Origin of the sequence: Neobacillus cucumis (genome assembly GCF_016908975.1) — a bacterium.
In the GTDB taxonomy this organism is placed as follows: domain Bacteria; phylum Bacillota; class Bacilli; order Bacillales; family Cytobacillaceae; genus Neobacillus; species Neobacillus cucumis.
Genome location: NZ_JAFBEX010000026.1, coordinates 47,455 through 65,690 on the forward strand (window position 1 = coordinate 47,455; position 18,236 = coordinate 65,690).

Sequence of the window (18,236 nt, forward strand, 5' to 3'; positions counted from 1 at the left end):
ATTAAAAAAAATTGTCACATTATGACTCTTAAATCAATTTCTTCTAAACTGTGGAAAAAACATGTGAGTAGAATACGAGGTTAATAGATTACAGTAATAGAATAATGTGCTGTGAAAACGATTTATTTTTTCTAGAGAGAGGTTTAAAATAATGGTAAGATTGACAGTTTGATTCAAATCTGTACGAGGAAAACTGAAAAAATCCTTCTAAAAATTTAATTTACAGATAATGAAGGGAATGAGATTCATTGGGAGACGTTTTCGTTAACGGTATAACATTAAAAAATATAAAGGTAAATGAAATAAGTGGTTATAGTGGTGTTGATGTTGAATTTACGATTAATGGATTGAACTATCTTTTTATGATCGCCAAAAGGGAACAATTTTTCCCATTAAATATCCTCCATAAATATAAGGAACTAGATGTTTGCCCACTATGTAAACGGCGAATTTACCCATATCCAATTGGTCAACAGCCATGTTTAGAGTTAAAAAAAATCGATAGGTTGCTTTTAGAAAGATTGAATAAATTTTTACCAAAGATTTGAATTGAAAAAGGGAGGCTTCTGCAGCCTCCCTTTTTCACTTTCTATTCTGCACTTTTGTTACGGGCTAGAACGACTAAACAAACCGTAATGATGGTAAAAGCAATAAAGGCTAACAATGGAATCGTAATAAAACCAAGCCAGTTGATGTAATCCTTGGAACATGGTACACCTGTTGTACACATTTCAAATTGCTGTAAATAAGGGAGTTTTTGCAACAGGGTATGATACCCCGATATTAGCATCCCAATGATTGATAGTGGAAGGACATACCGATAAATACCTTGATCATTTCGATAAAAGGCTACCCCCAAAATAATCGCTAACGGGTACATAAAGATCCGCTGGTACCAGCAGAGGGTACAAGGAATAAAGTGCATCACTTCACTAAAATATAAACTACCAAGTGTGGCGATGATTGCGGCAATCCAAGAGAGCAGCAAAGGCTTATTCATTGTCTTTCCCCTTCGCTGCATTTTCTACCATTTTCTTCAGATCATCAATCGTCTGACCTTGAAACATTTCTCCGTCGACAAAAATCGTAGGTGTCCCGGTAACACCCAATTTTTCAGCATAATCCATATCCTTTTGCCACGCAGCATCACTGTCTTTGGCTTCGAAGTTTTTCACAACCTTGTCCACTTCTTGAGCACTTGCCACTTCTTTTAACGTATTGGTTAAAAACTCTTCCGTATAAACATCCATCTTTTCGTATTTTGAGTCGGTTGGTTGTTTCTGATAAAGGAGTTCGTGGAATTTCCAAAACGTATCATTTCCCAATTCTTTATAGACCGATTCAGCAAATTTAGCTGAGCGGATTGAATCAGTATTAATAAAAGAATCATTCATAAAATAGAGCTTAGCTTTTCCTGTATCTACTAAGTCTTTTTCAATAACCGGTACCACTGTCGCAGCAAAGTTCTTGCAATTAGGGCATTTATAATCACCAAATTCAATAATCGATACTGGCGCATTCTTATCCCCGAGATAGGGCTGGTTGGAATAATCAATCGTATTGTTGGAGTTTTTGGTATCAGTTGTTTCTTGGTTTTTGTTATGATTCCCTAGAAATATAAATGCCACAAGACAGACTACCACTAAACCAACCATCCAAAAGATAAACTTTGCAGAAGAATTACTACCACTTTTCTCGTTTTTCTTTTTATTAGCCATATATTAGCTCCTTTATCTTTCACTACTACCTACAACATCCTATACCATTAAATTTTACTAAACTGAAACGATAATGCAAATAAAACAGTTTAGCTTCACAAAAGAATAGAAGCATTCGTCAAATGGTGAATGCTTCTTTTGCCTATTTTTATTACATAGGTGATTTTACCATTCTAACCCCATAGACCCCGCCTGCCAATTGCGTCAACCGCGAGGGTTCTGATAACAAAATCAACAAATGCCTTTAACACAGCCTTTTATAAAAAAAGATTTACTAATTAACGAAAAGAGTGAAAATAATTTTTCACTCCCTTTCAATGTTAATATCCACTTAATTAAAAATTCTGTACCTTCGTTTTACTAGCTTTAGAATTCTTTACTTTTTCCTTCCCTAAGAAAACCAGGAAGAGTAAGCCTACGGCTGCCAAAACGGTATACATGATAATTAAACTGCCATAATTCGTCACTTGTGAAATAAAGCCGAATAACAAATAACCTAGTGTTGACCCGATTGAAGTTGTATTCATATAAAGGGTTGTAGCCGTTCCTTGTGCTTCAGGAATAAAATCCTGAAAGTAAGAAATCGCAATCCCTCCGGTTATGGAAACTTGAGCCGCACTTAATACCTGCAGGGGATAAATTTGCCATGGCTCCGTTACAAAGTTTAATAAAAGAAAATAACTACACGCGGTAGCAAACCCGATTAAAATTAATTTGGCATTATCCATCTTTGTAGCCAGAATCCCGACAATAATCATCATCGGAACTTCAAACATTGGCGGGACACTAAAAATGATCCCTACATCCATCTCCGTTCCATGTAATACTTTTGTTACAAACTGAGGCATGTTTAACATATGGATGGATGTAGCTGTTGATAATAAAAAAGCTGCCGCAAGAAAGGCAAAAATATGAACTTTTTTTACATATTTACCTACTGCAGGCGCTTTTTTCATGGATACCTGCCCTCTTGGTACATCCTTTAATAAAAAAACAATTGTCAGTAATGCCATTAAATTACCTGCAGCGACCGATAAAAATAATCCTTTAAACCCAACTGATATAAGAAGAGCTGAACCTAGTGCCGGACCCACGGTCCATGACAGTGCAAAAAACATTCGAAAAATATTCATGATAAAGGGTGTTTGTTCTGCTGGTATGTTGGCTTGTTTAAGGGCATCGCGAGCATATGCCCATAATTGTGGAACCGCTGCTCCTGCTGTGCCCAAGACAAAAAAACCGGTTAAGGATAAGGCAAGATAATTTCTTAAGAATGCGAACAGAGTATAGCCGATGACACCAGCCGCTGCAGCAATAATCATTAATTTTTTTCGACTGGTTCTTGTATCCGATCGTTTGGCAATATAACTGCTTATCGTTACCCCGCCTATGGCCATAATCGTCATAAATACACCAAATCCAATATTACTCATCCCTGCCTCATCAATGCCAAATATAGATGAAAAAGGGGCAAAAAAGGAGGAAGAAAGTCCAAAAATAAAATTGATTAAAAATAAGGCTGGAAAAGAAGGGATGCGCCATACAAACAAACTCTTTTCTCTTACATTCACCCACAGATTTTTTTTCATTTTCCTTCATTCCCATCATTTATTACTCTAGCTGTTTAGAAAACTAATTCCTTATTTATATTCAGTTTTAACCAGTGGTATTTCTCTTTTCTTACTAATAGGTAAACCAATAAAATGGAGATTAGTATCAGGACCAATCTCCATTTATTCAGACTGCTGGAAAACCCAGCATTATATTTATTTTAGAGAGACGCTTTGCTTATATTCTAAATCTTGACCATTTGTAGAAATGACCTGCTTGTACCAGTTAAAACTCTTTTTCTTATATCTTTTTAAATCTCTCATATCTGTTTCACCGCGATTCACAAAAATGAAACCATAACGCTTTTCAAATTGACCGCCTGAGCTAATCAAGTCAGTAGATCCCCATGTAAGGTACCCAATTACCTCTACGCCCTCTTCCATTGCCAATTTCATTTGCTTAATATGCTCACTTAAGTATTCCATCCGGTAATCATCTTCAACCGTGTTGTGTTCATTTAACTCTTCTCTTACACCGATGCCGTTTTCAGTAATAAAGATCGGCAAACGATAACGGGCATACATATCTTTTAAGCAAACTCTTAAACCGATTGGATCAATCGCCCAGCCCCACTCATTTGCCTTTAAGTTAGGGTTAGGAGTCACACCTGAAATTAACCACTTACCATCAGCTTTTTCCGCACTTACGGTTTGACTCTGATAATAGCTAATGCTTAAATAATCAACTGTATTTTCTTTCAGTAATTCAGCATCGCCTTCTTCAAATATAGGCATAATCCCTTTTCTCTGAAGATCTTTTGTCACATACGATGGATATTCCCCATGCGCGAAAACATCAAAATAGAAATCTACTAATAGTTCCTTTGCTTTCATATTCGCAATGGCATCTTCAGGCTTGCATGTATGCGGGTATGTAACTTGATAGGTAACCATTCCCGCCATTTTTCCGCCTGGAACTAATTCATGAAGTGATTTAACTGCCTTTGCATGTGCAACGAATGCATTATGGGTAACTTGATATCTTAATGCCTCTTCATTTTCGGCAACATCTAGCTTGACTCCCCAGAATTGAGGATTTGTTAAAACAAGGTTCTGTTCATTGAATGTTAACCAGTATTTTACCTTATGACCAAAACGCTTAAATACGGTTCTTGCATAGCGGTCAAATAAATCGACGACCTTTCTTGAAGCAAAACCATTATATTTTTCAGCAAGTGCTAGCGGTAAATCAAAATGGTAAAGCGTAATGACCGGCTGAATTCCACTAGCTAACATTTCATCAAATAGATCATCATAGAACTGAAGACCTTCTTCGTTTACTTCCCCTTCACCATCCGGGAAAATTCTTGACCAGGAAATGCTTGTACGGTAGGCATTAAAGCCCATTTCTTGAAAAAGAGCAATATCTTCCTTGTAACGATGATAAAAATCAACAGCGGTTGTCCAATCTGATTGCCCTTCTTTTACAGGACGTGCATCGACGATGGAAGGACCCTTTCCTCCTTCATTCCAAGCACCTTCTGTTTGAAACGATGTTACAGCTCCCCCCCATAAAAATCCTTCTGAAATTACATTGTGCTTTTCCATACTTATTACTCCTCTCAGAATATAATCATTTCATATTTTAATCATTGGCTTTGTTAAACATGGATGTTGATTTCCGCTCCAGGCGCTCAGCGAACCTGCGGGCGTGCCGAGGAGCCTCCTCGGCGATGAAAGCGCCTGTGGGGTCTCCCCTGCCCCGTACTCCCGCAGGAGTCGAGCGCCCTCCGCTCCAATCAACATCGTTCCACATTCAACAATAATCATTAACTGAACTTATTCATCTATCAATTTCCAAGGTGATAGTTAAATACCCTATGTTACCAGTTAGGTACAAATCCATTAATTTCAGCTAATACCAAAGCTATTTCATCAAGAACAGGTTGTGGAATCTCAATCTCTAAAGCTTTTACATTTTCTTCTACTTGTTCTGGTCGGCTGGCGCCAATAATGGCAGAGCTTACTCCAGGATGTTTTAAGACCCAAGCTAGCGCTAATTGGGATAGTTTAACCCCTAAATTTTGCGCAATATTCTCTAATTTTTGGACATGGCTTAGGACATCATCATTTAAGTAACTGTTAATCACGGAATTGGTTCGATCATTTGCAGCACGGCTTGAAGATGGTATTGGCTGACCCGGCTTGTATTTTCCTGTTAAAATCCCTTGTGCTAACGGGGAGAACACCACTTGACCAAGACCTTCTCGTTCACATACTGGTAATACTTCTTTTTCAATGTACCGAACAAGCATGTTATAAATAGGCTGATTCGAAACAAGTGGTCTTAGGTTTTTCTCTTTGGCAATATGTACCGCATCCGTTATTTGAGCAGCAGACCATTCACTTACCCCCGTGTAAAGAACCTTTCCTTGTGATACTAAATCATCAAGCGCTCTTAAGGTTTCCTCTAAAGGAGTCTCGGTATCATAACGGTGACATTGATATAAGTCGATATAATCAACACCAAGACGCTTTAGGCTGGCATCACATTGTTCAATGATATGTTTTCTAGATAGTCCCCGATCATTTGGTCCTTTTCCCATTGAAAAGTAAACCTTTGTAGCCAAGACATAACTTGAACGTGAATATTCTTTTAGTGCTTCCCCGAGAACAACTTCTGCTGCCCCTTTGTTATACGCGTTAGCGGTATCGAAAAAGTTAATTCCCAGCTCATATGCTTTATGGATACAAGCAGCGGACTGATCCTTTTCCACAGCCGTTCCATATGTTAACCAGCTTCCTAAACCAATCTCACTTACTTTTAATCCAGAGTTTCCTAACTTTCTATATTTCATTTTAACCCTCCTAGCGACTTATTTTTTTAGCAAAAGGACTACATTCATCTTATATATGTAAAACGTTTACAACTCCTATTATAAATCTTATTTTCTATTTGTCTATCTATTTTATATAAAAAGTATAGACATTTTAATAAATTAAATCAACCTACTCCCAATGAGATATGTTGAGATTTTTGCAACCTCCAGTAAAATCCCTTTTTGTTTAACAACTCCTCATGTGTACCCTCTTCAAGAATTTTTCCTTTATCAATAAATAAGATCTTTGTCGCCGATTGAATCGTCGACAATCTATGGGCAATGATAAAAGAAGTTCGGCCTGCTAATAAGGTTTCCAAACCTCTTTGCAGTGCAAGTTCCGTTTCTGTATCAATCGATGATGTCGCCTCATCTAAAATAAGGATTTTCGGATCCGCTAATAACGCCCTTGCGAAGGAAATGAGCTGTCTTTGACCAGTAGAGAGCCTCGTTCCCCTTTCATTTACTTCTGTTAGATAGCCATCTTTTAAGTAGATAATAAATGGATGAGCTTGAACAGCCTTCGCAGCCTTGATCACTTCTTCATCCGTTGCATCAAGGCGGCCGTAACGGATATTGTCCATGATCGTACCTGAAAAAATAAAAGGATCCTGCAGCATTACCCCCATTTGTTTCCGAAGAGATGGAAGCGTTACAGTTGCAATATCAACATCATCCACTTTAATTTCACCGCTTTTCAGATTATAAAAACGACTGATTAAACTAACGATGGTCGTCTTTCCTGAACCTGTAGCACCAACAAGTGCAATGGTATCACCTGGATTTACTTTTATATTAATGTTATCCAGAATTCGTTCTTCTTCATATCCAAACACAACATGGTTAAACTCTACTTTTCCTTTTATGGTACCAAGTTCAACGGCTTGTGGATGATCGATTATGGTTGGCTTTTCATCCATCATTTCAAAGATCCGCTCTAAATAAGCCATCGCATTAATGATCGCATTGTAGAAGTTCCCAATATTTGCAAGAGGGGTCCAAAACATCCAAATATAACCAACGAACGCAACTAGTGCACCTACGGAAACTCCATGACCGATTGAAGCAATTCCTATCACATAAATCAACGAAACAGTGAGGACAGAAATGTTCTCAATCGAAGGCCAAAGTAAGAATTGAATATATACCGCTTTCATCCAAGATTTTCGATACCCATCTGAAACCTCTTCAAATATTCTTTTATTTTCTTCTTCCCGGGTAAAGGCTTGCGTTACTTTCATTCCATTAATACTTTCATGAATATAGGCATTCATATTGGACTGCTTATTACTTAAGTCTTGCCATGCCTTACGCTGCGCATTTTTTATCAGGAAAATAACCACTGCCAAGATGGGAAAACCCGCCATCGTATAGAGCGTAAGCTTCATATCAATCGATAGCATAAACCCCAAAATGACAATTAAGCTAAATAGGTCGGTAACTAGATTAATCAACCCATTCGAAAGTAAATCACTTAAGGAATTCACATAATTGACGACACGAACTAAGATTTTCCCGTGTGGTCTGTTATCAAAAAAGGAGAAGGAAAGCTTTTGTAAATGGACAAATAGATCTTCTCTCAATTTTTGGATGACACTTTGTCCGATTTCAGACATCATTCTAATCCGATATTTCATACATATTCCCGTTAGTACCAATGCCAATAGGTAAATTCCTGCAAGAATTAGAAGACCTGTAACATTCTTATTTGGGATTTCTTGATCAATGGCTTGCTTTATTAAGTAGGGACCAAGCAGATTTGCCCCACTGGCCACAAGCATTATCAGGACGGTTAGTACGATTTTTTGCTTATATGGCTTCAAATAGCCAAACAACCTCTTTAAATGCAAAAAACTAAAGGGAGTTTCAAGCTCTTCGTCTACATTAAATTTATTACGCGCCAACTAATATCACATCCTGACCAAGGAGCTTTTGATCAAAGTTTCCAAATTGATTTTGATACACGGTAAAATAATAACCTTTTTTCTTTAGCAGCTCCTCGTGTTTTCCTTTTTCAATAATCCTGCCATGATCCATTACTAAAATGAAGTCAGCTTCTTTTACAGACGAAATCCGATGGGCAATAATAAAACAGGTTTTATTTTGTTGAGTCGATTTTAACGTGTTTTGAATCTTTAACTCTGTTTCCATATCGACACTCGATGTTGTATCATCAAGAATTAAGATCGAAGGATTCTTTAAAATGGCGCGGGCCAATGCAATCCGCTGTCTTTGACCACCGGAAAGTCCGACCCCACGCTCACCCACGATTGTGTCATATCCATCTTGAAGTTCCAAAATAAAATGATGAGCCTCAGCCATTTTAGCAGCTGCCTGTACTAACCCAAGCGTGGCATTGGGATTTCCATAGGCGATATTTCCCTCAATCGTATCGGAAAACAGAAAAATATCCTGCATCACCATAGCCATCTCTTGTCGCAACTTATAAAGATCCCACTCCTTTACATTGACACCATCGATTTTAACTTCTCCATGGGTCGCATCATAGAATCGGCTAAGCAGATTGACTAAGGTCGATTTTCCCGCACCAGTTGGACCAATGATTCCTATTGTCTGACCAGGTTTTGCTTTAAAACTGATATCCTTAAGAACGGGTTTATCACCGTAACTAAAGTGGACACGCTCAAACTCAACCACACCTTTGAATTCTTCTAACTTCACAGTTTTGCCGTTATTGGTAATATTCGATTTTGTCTTCAGTAAATCTTCCACTTTTTCCGCTGAAGCAATAAAGCGCTGCACATCATTAATTAACCAGCCAGCCATGCGCATCGGATTACTTAAAGTCCAAATTAAAGAGTTAAAGGTAACTAACTCCCCAAATGTTAAGGAACCTTTAATAACCATGATTCCGCCAATAAGGATCATAACCACTGTTAAAAAACCTGCCAGTGAATCCAGAATGGGCAAATATTTTTCCCAAACTCTCGCTGATAGTAAATTTTTTTCCTTAAAGGCTTCATTTTCAACATTAAGCTTTTCAATTTCATAATCTTCCTTTGCGAATGCTTTTACGACCCGATTACCCGAGATATTTTCCTGTACAACTGAGTTTAACCTAGCAAACTGATTTCTAATTTCTGTAAATGTCGGGCGAACCGCAAAGGTTAATCGATAAGCAAAAAAACCAATAAAGGGAGCTACTGCTAATAAAGCTAACGCCAATGGGGGATGGATATAAAACATAAATCCAAGTCCAAAAACTAAAAGCATGGCATTCTCAAATATCATATAGATGGACCAAGCAGTAAAATGACGAACAGCCTCAAGGTCACCAGTCATTCGAGCCATGAGATCTCCTGTTTTTGTTTGGTCATAAAAACTGAAGTCTAAGCGATGGAGCTGATCATATAAATCTTTTCTCATCTTATAAATGACATTTTGGGCTAATTTTTCAAACATCATTTGATATCCGTAACGAACAACTGTCCTAATAAATGTGAAGCCAATCATCACGATTAGGAATTTCCATAATAGGTTGTCTTGATGTCCATAAATAACCTTATCGACAATCTTGCCAGCCAAATAAGGATTGATCATATTTAAGGCTGAAACCACTAATGCTAGGGTCAGACCCATGATTAATCTAGTCCGGTAGGTTCGAATATAGCTCCAAGCCCAACGTAAGCTGTGCATACTCTCCTGCCTCCCTCCTATGCACCTAAGATTAGGGTGCGTATTTTTCGATTTTCGAAATATCGGGTATAAAGAATTCAAGTTATCCAAAGAGTAATAATCTACTAATTTGAAAATAAATCCAGATTCACAAAATCAGCCATCGCTTTTGCTCCCTGTTTACTTGGATGCAAATGGTCACCTGAATCATAGGCCGGTAAAAGTTCTCTCGTTTTTTTAGGATTTTGTACTGCCTCATCAAAATCGATCACCCCATCAAATTTTCCGGACGTTCTAATCCAATGGTTGACTGCCTGTCGTTTTTCTTCCTCATGTGAAGTAATCCCGTTATAGCCATCAAACGGCATAATGGTGGCACCATATATCTTCATCTTTTTTTCATGAGCCCATTCTGCGTAGCTTTGTAATCCTTTGATGATTTCTTCGGCTTGAACCGGCTTTGAAATAGGATGTGATCCGCAAGAATGAATAATGTCATTTACACCATGCAAAACAACAATATATTTAACACCTGTTTGCAGCAGGACATCTCTCTGAAATCGTTGGATTCCAGACGAACCATAATGGAAAGTAGCAGGGCTATCATTTAATACCTTGTTTCCGCCAATCGCCTGCCGTAGTACTCCCATATTCTTTCCTTCTTTTAAGAATCGTTCTGCAAGGTAGTCCGGCCAATCCATTGCGGTAATGGAATCACCAAATGTGACAACAGCGGAGTATTCCTCACTTGTTAAAACATCTATACCTGTTAATAACGGTAATGCCGATTGAATGCCCTTTTCCCTTCTTATCTGATCGATCGGAAAGATATTTGAATTTACATAATCCCCTCCTACAGAGAAATAGCACTCACTGTTTCCTAGATAAGCGGTTGTAATCGAAGTTTCTTCTGAAAAAAAGAGGCTAATAGAAATAAAGCTTAAATTTGCTGTTTCTAACTCTATTTCATCACTCCAAACCACTTCCTGTTCAGCCTGGATTATAGTTGAAGCTTTCCCATTAAACGTAACCATACGATTTGTGCCCTCTATAATATCACTATCATTCTCAGACAGGGCAACCGTGACCCCTGATAGAAATACTGGTTGATGACCAAATCGATTTGAGAATTTTAACCTTATTTTTGTTCCACCTATTGAAAGTCTTATTTTGGCTCTAATCGTTTGTTTGTCCAAGTAAAGCGGTGCATCAGTAAAGTCAACAGGGCTAACACTCCAAGAACCCACCCATTTATGTGTATCCATTACGCTTTCCTCCATTATTATTCCATCGCTGCATCCTTCTATTTCACCTTCAGGGAAAAGGGTACTTGTTTTAGACTTAAACAAGTACCCTCTATTTATTATTTCAAGTTATAATCCTTACGAATTTGATCAGCAAATTTCTTTAATTCTTTAGCAGGATCTAAGTTTTTAAGATTAATATTGTCAGTTACTGGTGTTAGCTTCGTATAAATCTCAGCATATTGAGGAATGTACGGTGCGTTCATAACCGTTTTTCCATCTTGTAATAAAGTTGATAATGACTTTGCATTTTCTGGAGCATTAGCCATTGTCGTAATCTGGTCTGCATCTCGTTTTACTGCTGGAACGGCTGAGATAATCTTAGCTTGGATATCTTGACCCTTACCTGTTGTTAAGAATTGTAATAATTTATAAGCTTCTTCTGGATGCTTCGTACTCTTACCGATACCGATAGGAAGGTAGGCAGCAGCGGAAATGTTACCTGCTTTACCTGCTGGAACCGGTACAATATCCCACTTAAATTTCACGTTTTTCGCATAATCTGCCCAATCCCATGGACCTGTCATCTTCATCGCAGCTTTACCAGTCATGAATAGGTTGGTCATACCTTGTGATTGAGCAGTTGTTGGCTGGACATGATACTTGTTAATTAAATCACGGGCGAACTTAACGGCTTCAATTGATTCAGGTGAATCGATAATAACTTTTTTACCATCTTGGCTTACTAGACCGCCGCCATTCGAGGTTAATAATTGATCTAAATAGAAGTTTTCAATACCGAATTGAACGGTTTTGCCATTTTCCACTTTCGTTAACTTCTTTGCAGCATCTAGGAAATCATCCCAAGTCCAATTATCTTTTGGATATGGTACACCTGCTGCATCAAACATGTCTTTGTTATATCCAATCATCGTTGTAGAGGCATCACGAATTAACGCGTATTGTTTTCCATCTACTTGTCCTAATTTAAGAACGTTAGGCATATACTCGTCTTTATTAATCTTTTTGTCAGATAAATCCATTAAAACACCTTTAGAAACAAATTGACCCATAGCAGAAGGCTGTAACCAAACTAAGTCAGGCTGATCTCCGCCGGCAGACATGGTTAAGAATTTATCATTATACTTATCATATGGTGCAAAAACTGGATCTACCTTAATTCCTGGGTTTTCTTTTTCAAACTCTTTGAAGATTTGACCTTCAAGCTTTGTTCCTTCAGGGTTATTGTTCCATGTTAAAATTCGAAGGGTTACATCTTTGGAATTACCACTTGCGGATTCAGATTTGGAACCTGAACATCCAGTTAAAAACACAGATAGTACAAAAACAAGAGATAATAAAATACCTAATCCTTTTTTCTTGCTCATTGTGTTTGTTACCCCCTAGGTAAAATTAAAATATAAATGACAGGATAAATGAGATGGTGCTATTTCATTTACCCTAGGTAAAACCTTTAAGAATATCGTTTAGCCCTTACCACCTGTAGTAGCAATACCTTGAATAAAGTATTTTTGACCCACAAAGAATAGGATAATTAAAGGTAAAATAATCAGTACACTCGCGGCCATCATCGGTCCCCATGATATGATTAAGGCGCCTTTAAATTGTAAAATTCCTAAAGCGAGCGTATACATAGAATCATCATTTAGATAAACCAATGGTCCGAGGAAATCATTCCAGGTCCACATAAAGCTTAGTAAAGCAACCGTTATAACAGCCGGAACGGATAATGGCAAAATAATTCTCCAAAAGATGCCAAACGTTCCGCAGCCATCTAAAAAGGCAGATTCCTCAAGTTCTTTCGGTATGGTTTTAAAGAACTGACGGAGCATAAAGATGAAGTATGCGTTTCCAAAAAAAGCTGGAACAATTAACGGTAAGAATGTGTTCACCCATCCAAGTTTAGAGAAAATCATATAAACTGGAATCATCGTTACTTGCGGTGGCAGCATCATCGTGGCAAGTAGTAATACAAACCATGCATTCCTGCCTTTTGCCTTAATACGCGCAAACCCATAGGCTACGATCGTAGAAGAAAGGACAGTTCCGAGAACGGTTAATAGGGTAACCACGATGGAATTCCAATAATACTTTCCGAAATTAACCATTGTAAAAACATCATGATAGTTTGAGAACTTCCAAGTTTTCGGTATAATCGTTGGCGGGAAACTTAACGCTTCACTCTCTGGCTTTAGCGATGTTCCGAGTAACCATAAAAACGGAAAGATAAATACAATCGATAAACCAATTAACAGAGCATAAGTGACAATCCTTTCAATGATTCTTCCTTTTCGAATACTTCGCTCTTTTAATTTTACGTTAGGTTTTACTTTTGCTTCAGCAAGTTGCATCCTTATTCCTCCCTCCTCCATTACTCATCGAATTCGTAATAAACTTTCTTACCAAACACTTTAAATTGAATAACCGTGAAGATTAAGATAATGATGAATAAAATCCATGCAAGTGCCGAAGCATAACCCATCTTAAAGAATTTAAAGGCATCTTGATAGAGATAAAATACATAGAATAGAGATTTATAGTTAGGCCCGCCATTCCCGCTGCTGACAACATATGCTTGGGTGAATACCTGAAAAGAACCGATAAGGCCCATAATTAAATTAAAGAAGATAACGTTTGAAGTCATTGGGACTGTGACATTCCAGAACTTTCTAAGTTTCCCTGCACCATCTAATTCGGCAGCTTCATATAGGGTTACCGGTACACTTTGTAAACCAGCCAAGTAAATAACCATGCCGCCGCCAGCACCCCAGAGACTCATAATAATTAAAGATGGTTTTACCATCGATTCACTTAATAACCAGTTTGAAGTTGGCAAATGGAAAAATGATAGAATCGCATTTGCAATACCGAAATCCGGCTGGAAAATTAAAATCCACAAAAGGGAACTAGCCACGGTTGGTACCAAGGATGGCAGGTAAAAGATGGTTCTAAAAACACCCATAAATTTCACCTTTGTATTTAATAATACGGCTAGCAAATAGCCAACGACCAATCCAAGCGGTACACCAATAACGGTATAAAATAACGTATTCCATAAGGATTGCCAAAATAAAGGGTCTTCTGTAAAGATCTTCTTATAGTTTTCGATTCCTACCCAATTAGCTGTTCCAAGTCCTGAATAATCAGTGAAGGACATGTATAAAGAGTAGAGCATTGGACCAGCAGTAAAAACAAAAAAGCCAATTAACCACGGTAATATGAACATATAGAATAGGAATGTTTTTGATTTGTTCATCTTCCTCCCCCGCTTTCCTGGGTTTCCCCTGTTTTTCAAAAAACAACAGTAAAACATTAAATATGTAACCCTTTTCATTTTTGATAAAAAATCAGTTATTCCTCCTCTATAAAATTAGTAGGTTTTCATTATGGTTGTAATAGAAAAAGAGCTATTAGCAACTTAATAGAGTATAAAAATAAAAGAGTAATTTTACTTTAAAACCTTTCTAGCTTTTATTTTATATTAACTCCATTTTTACCTTTATGCAATTACTTTTTAAGTTATTTTTAAATTAAAATTAACTTTTTTTACTTTAAATAAATTTAAAAATAACTTTATGGTTTTATTATATACTCATTTTTAATTAAATGTCTATACTTTTAAAATTAATTATATTAGATTTATCCTTTCTTATATTTAACGATCTTTGGTTAACTTTTACCCATGAATGCCTACTAACATTTGGCCGAATCTATATTAAATAAGAAAACGGTAATTAAAATAAACATTAAAGTTACTAATTAATAATTTTACTTTAACGATTACTTTATAAATTAAAGAAATATATTGTATTGGATAAATTAAATTGTTACAATTTAAACTAACAAATAATATTTTATTAAATAAGAGGTGAGAAATATTGACCATTAAAGTGAACCAACCAACACAGGAGTTTCATTTATTTAACAATCAAGTAAGTTACATATTTAGAGTCTTAGAGAAGAGTAATCAACTAGAACATTTGTATTATGGCAAACGAATCAAACACCGAACCTCATTTAAGCATTTAATAGAACGAGAGGTTCGTCCTTCCTGTAATATGTTTGAAGGTGATCATACATCATCACTTGAGCATATCAAACAAGAATATCCGAGCTTTGGTACCACAGATTACCGTTATCCCGCTCACATGGTAACGAATAACATTGGCAGTCAAATTACCAATTATCAGTATCAAACCTATCGAATGATTCCTGGTAAACCTTCTATTAGTAACCTGCCGGCAACTTATGTGGAAGATAACGAAGAAGCTGAAACATTAGAAATTACTTTAGTTGATGAAGTATTACACAGTAAATTAATTTTAAGTTATACCATCTATACGAATCGAAATGTGATTTGCCGAAACGCTAAATTTATCAACGAAGGACTAGAGGCTTTCTATCTTACAAACACGATGAGTACAAGTGTGGATTTTCCTGATGATCAATTTGAAATGCTCCATCTTACCGGGGCATGGGCTCGTGAAGCACACGTTGAGGTACAGAGGTTAACTAAAGGAATTCAATCCATCTATAGTGCGAGAGGGGCAAGCAGCCATGCTCATAATCCCTTTTTAGCCTTAAAGAGATTCGATACGACCGAACATACTGGAGAAGTATATGGCTTCAGCCTTGTTTATAGCGGAAATTTCTTTGGACAGGTTGAGGTTGATACCTATAGTGTCACCCGCGTCATGATGGGAATTAACCCCTTCCAATTTAAATGGAAATTAAACCCGACTGAATCCTTTCAAACACCAGAATGTGTGATGGTGTATTCAAATGAAGGATTAAACGGAATGAGTCAAACCTATCATGATCTATATCGAACACGTTTAGCAAGAGGGTTTTGGCGTGATAAGGAACGTCCAATTCTAATTAACAACTGGGAAGCTACTTATTTTAACTTTAATGAAGAAAAGATTTTATCGATTGCCAAAACAGCGAAAGAATTAGGAATTGAATTATTTGTCCTCGATGATGGCTGGTTTGGTGAAAGACACGATGATACGAGTTCATTAGGTGACTGGTTCGAAAACAAAGAAAAATTACCGAACGGGATCCAAGGATTATCCGAAAAAGTCGAGGCTCTGGGGATGAAGTTTGGACTTTGGTTCGAGCCGGAAATGGTTTGTAAAGATACAAAATTGTTTAAAGAACACCCGGATTGGATTATTGCAACACCAAACCGCCGTCCTTCCCATGGGCGAAATCAATTTATATTAGACTTTTCTCGCGAAGAAGTCGTCGATCATATCTTTTCTTCAATGGATCATATCTTAGAAAAGTCAAAAATATCTTATATCAAATGGGATATGAACCGATATATGACGGAACCCTATTCCCTGGGTTTAGCAATCGACCAGCAAGGAGAGCTTGCCCATCGCTATATATTAGGTGTGTACAAGCTTTATGAAAGATTAATAGAGAAATATCCTGAAATACTCTTTGAGTCATGTGCTGGTGGAGGTGCCCGCTTAGATCCCGGCTTACTTTACTATGCACCGCAAGCATGGGCAAGTGATGATACAGACGCAGTTGAAAGATTAAAGATCCAATACGGAACCTCCATGGTTTATCCATTAAGCTCGATCGGAAGCCATGTTTCTGCTATTCCCAACCATCAAGTTGGGCGAATCACCCCAATCGATACAAGAGCTCATGTTGCTTACTTTGGAACCTTCGGATACGAACTAGACATTACGAAATTAAGTGAGAAAGAAAAAGAGAAAGTAAAGGAAAAAACTTCATTTTTCAAAGAAAAACGACAGCTTATTCGAAATGGACAATTTTACCGCTTATTAAATCCATTTGAATCAAACGAGGTTTCTTGGATGGTTGTATCTGATGATCAAAAAGAAGCCATCGTTGGACTTTACAAAGTGCTAGCAAAACCGAATGATAAATACTATCGCCTTCCATTAAAAGGGCTGGACCCAGATAAACTATATAAAATTGAAGGAAAAGAAACTACTCACTACGGCGATGAACTTATGAATATAGGAATCATCCTGGCTGACGATTATACCGATCGCGCTGGAGAATACTGGAGCAGGGAAAAAGCAGGTGATTTTTCTTCTACCATTTTTCTGCTAAAAGAGGTCCATGAATAAACTAACAACAGTCGAAAAAGGAGAGACATTCATGAAAAACTACATGGTATTTGATGTGGGCGGAACAAACACGAAATATGCAGTCATTAATGAAAACGGGGAATTCCTAAAGAAAGGCGATTTTCCATCCACACAGCATGATTTTGACAAATTACAATATGACATTGTGTCTGTTACATTGGAAAATAAAGAAAAATATCAGGTTGCAGGGATTGCCTTCAGCTGTCCCGGCGGAGTTGACAGTGATACAGGAATTATAGGCGGTGCTAGTGCTTTGCCTTGTATACACGGACCCAATTTCAAGCAAATTTTTAGAGAAGCTACTGGCTTGCCAGTGGAGATTGAAAATGATGCGAACAGCGCTGCACTAGGTGAAGTTTGGAAAGGTGCTGCAAAAGATAATCAGAACGTGATGTTTACGATCATTGGCACAGGAATTGGCGGAGCAGTCATAAAGGATCGAAAAATCCACAAAGGTGCCCATTTACATGGCGGAGAAATTGGCTATATGATTTTAAACGTTCAAAATCAAAACGGTGGGTATGCCTTTCGCACTTGGAGCCATTTAGCTGCAACAGGTGCGTTAGTGAAAGAAGTGGCTAGAGTCAAAGGAGTGGCGCCATCAGAATTAAATGGCAAAAAGATATTTGAAGCAGCCGAAGCTGGTGACCAAGACTGTATAGATGCGATTGAAAACTTCTATCTTTATTTAGCGCAGGGCATTTACAATATTCAGTATGTTTATGACCCTGAGAAAATCATTATTGGCGGTGCGATTAGCAGCCGAACGGATTTGATTGAGAAAATAGATGAAAAAATTGATCTTATCTTAGAATCGCTTGAGATTGCAAAGGTACGTCCAGTCATTGAAGTATGTCATTTTAAAAATGATGCCAATCTCCTTGGTGCCTTATTTCATTTCTTGCAGCGTCAAGAAGAACAAATGGCGGCTAGCATTTCATAAGGGAAAAGAAGAGGCCGGGACATAAAAATTATCTATAAATAAAAAACGTGAAATTGCAGCCGCAATTTCACGTTTTTTATTTTTTTCTTATCTAAGTGGGCAAGATCTTAC

14 protein-coding genes are annotated in these 18,236 nt (G+C 37.4%); 3 read left to right on the top strand and 11 right to left on the bottom strand.

Translation table 11 applies throughout. The annotated features are described in order from the left end of the window. Positions 1 to 248 precede the first annotated feature (248 nt). Positions 249 to 548: a hypothetical protein gene (locus tag JOC76_RS24845; RefSeq protein ID WP_205181485.1), complete on the top strand. Its 300-nt coding sequence runs from the start codon at positions 249 to 251 to the stop codon at positions 546 to 548. Positions 549 to 589: 41 nt separating this feature from the next. On the opposite strand, the gene JOC76_RS24850 is transcribed toward JOC76_RS24845, so the two are convergent. The 11 genes from JOC76_RS24850 to JOC76_RS24900 form a co-directional block, all read right to left on the bottom strand. After that, positions 590 to 1,000, bottom strand: coding sequence for a disulfide oxidoreductase (locus JOC76_RS24850; protein ID WP_205181489.1), 411 nt, complete (start codon positions 998 to 1,000; stop codon positions 590 to 592). After that, a complete protein-coding gene (locus JOC76_RS24855; RefSeq protein WP_205181491.1) occupies positions 993 to 1,718 on the bottom strand; it encodes a DsbA family protein in 726 nt (241 codons plus the stop codon). Before JOC76_RS24855 ends, JOC76_RS24850 begins: the two co-directional genes overlap by 8 nt. Positions 1,719 to 2,053: 335 nt before the next feature. Further along, entirely contained in the window at positions 2,054 to 3,307 is a 1,254-nt protein-coding gene (locus JOC76_RS24860; RefSeq protein ID WP_205181493.1) for a sugar efflux transporter, read from the bottom strand. Positions 3,308 to 3,484: 177 nt separating this feature from the next. Beyond that, complete coding sequence (locus JOC76_RS24865) at positions 3,485 to 4,876, bottom strand: glycoside hydrolase family 1 protein (RefSeq protein ID WP_205181494.1); 1,392 nt, start codon at positions 4,874 to 4,876, stop codon at positions 3,485 to 3,487. A 275-nt stretch (positions 4,877 to 5,151) separates the two neighbouring features. Next, the gene (locus JOC76_RS24870) at positions 5,152 to 6,126 is read right to left on the bottom strand and encodes an aldo/keto reductase family protein (protein ID WP_205181496.1); all 975 of its coding nucleotides are present in this window, start codon (positions 6,124 to 6,126) and stop codon (positions 5,152 to 5,154) included. Positions 6,127 to 6,272: 146 nt separating this feature from the next. Next, positions 6,273 to 8,051 carry an ABC transporter ATP-binding protein gene (locus JOC76_RS24875; protein ID WP_205181498.1) on the bottom strand — a complete coding sequence of 593 codons (1,779 nt, stop codon included), beginning with the start codon at positions 8,049 to 8,051 and terminating at the stop codon, positions 6,273 to 6,275. Next, complete coding sequence (locus tag JOC76_RS24880; protein ID WP_205181499.1) at positions 8,041 to 9,804, bottom strand: ABC transporter ATP-binding protein; 1,764 nt, start codon at positions 9,802 to 9,804, stop codon at positions 8,041 to 8,043. Before JOC76_RS24880 ends, JOC76_RS24875 begins: the two co-directional genes overlap by 11 nt. A gap of 104 nt (positions 9,805 to 9,908) precedes the next feature. After that, positions 9,909 to 11,048 (bottom strand): SGNH/GDSL hydrolase family protein, encoded by a 1,140-nt coding sequence (locus JOC76_RS24885; protein WP_205181501.1) that lies wholly within the window; start codon positions 11,046 to 11,048, stop codon positions 9,909 to 9,911. 98 nt (positions 11,049 to 11,146) lie between these two features. Further along, positions 11,147 to 12,415: an ABC transporter substrate-binding protein gene (locus JOC76_RS24890; protein WP_205181503.1), complete on the bottom strand. Its 1,269-nt coding sequence runs from the start codon at positions 12,413 to 12,415 to the stop codon at positions 11,147 to 11,149. 99 nt (positions 12,416 to 12,514) lie between these two features. Continuing rightward, entirely contained in the window at positions 12,515 to 13,399 is an 885-nt protein-coding gene (locus tag JOC76_RS24895) for a carbohydrate ABC transporter permease (protein WP_205181505.1), read from the bottom strand. A gap of 20 nt (positions 13,400 to 13,419) precedes the next feature. Next, positions 13,420 to 14,304, bottom strand: coding sequence for a carbohydrate ABC transporter permease (locus JOC76_RS24900; protein WP_239557956.1), 885 nt, complete (start codon positions 14,302 to 14,304; stop codon positions 13,420 to 13,422). Positions 14,305 to 14,926: 622 nt separating this feature from the next. Between JOC76_RS24900 and JOC76_RS24905 the strand changes: the two genes are divergently transcribed. Both JOC76_RS24905 and JOC76_RS24910 read left to right on the top strand, forming a co-directional pair. Continuing rightward, a complete protein-coding gene (locus JOC76_RS24905) occupies positions 14,927 to 17,161 on the top strand; it encodes an alpha-galactosidase (protein WP_205181507.1) in 2,235 nt (744 codons plus the stop codon). A gap of 31 nt (positions 17,162 to 17,192) precedes the next feature. Next, positions 17,193 to 18,125, top strand: a complete 933-nt coding sequence (locus JOC76_RS24910; RefSeq protein WP_205181509.1) for an ROK family protein — start codon at positions 17,193 to 17,195, stop codon at positions 18,123 to 18,125. The last annotated feature ends 111 nt before the right edge of the window (positions 18,126 to 18,236 follow it).

Bases quoted from the DNA above. Each gene is read 5' to 3' on its own strand.
- JOC76_RS24870 (WP_205181496.1), bottom strand. From the start codon at position 6,126: ATGAAATATAGAAAGTTAGGAAACTCTGGATTAAAAGTAAGTGAGATT.
- JOC76_RS24900 (WP_239557956.1), bottom strand. From the start codon at position 14,304: ATGAACAAATCAAAAACATTCCTATTCTATATGTTCATATTACCGTGG.
- JOC76_RS24855 (WP_205181491.1), bottom strand. From the start codon at position 1,718: ATGGCTAATAAAAAGAAAAACGAGAAAAGTGGTAGTAATTCTTCTGCA.
- JOC76_RS24850 (WP_205181489.1), bottom strand. From the start codon at position 1,000: ATGAATAAGCCTTTGCTGCTCTCTTGGATTGCCGCAATCATCGCCACA.
- JOC76_RS24860 (WP_205181493.1), bottom strand. From the start codon at position 3,307: ATGAAAAAAAATCTGTGGGTGAATGTAAGAGAAAAGAGTTTGTTTGTA.
- JOC76_RS24885 (WP_205181501.1), bottom strand. From the start codon at position 11,048: ATGGATACACATAAATGGGTGGGTTCTTGGAGTGTTAGCCCTGTTGAC.
- JOC76_RS24910 (WP_205181509.1), top strand. From the start codon at position 17,193: ATGAAAAACTACATGGTATTTGATGTGGGCGGAACAAACACGAAATAT.
- JOC76_RS24890 (WP_205181503.1), bottom strand. From the start codon at position 12,415: ATGAGCAAGAAAAAAGGATTAGGTATTTTATTATCTCTTGTTTTTGTA.
- JOC76_RS24880 (WP_205181499.1), bottom strand. From the start codon at position 9,804: ATGCACAGCTTACGTTGGGCTTGGAGCTATATTCGAACCTACCGGACT.
- JOC76_RS24895 (WP_205181505.1), bottom strand. From the start codon at position 13,399: ATGCAACTTGCTGAAGCAAAAGTAAAACCTAACGTAAAATTAAAAGAG.
- JOC76_RS24865 (WP_205181494.1), bottom strand. From the start codon at position 4,876: ATGGAAAAGCACAATGTAATTTCAGAAGGATTTTTATGGGGGGGAGCT.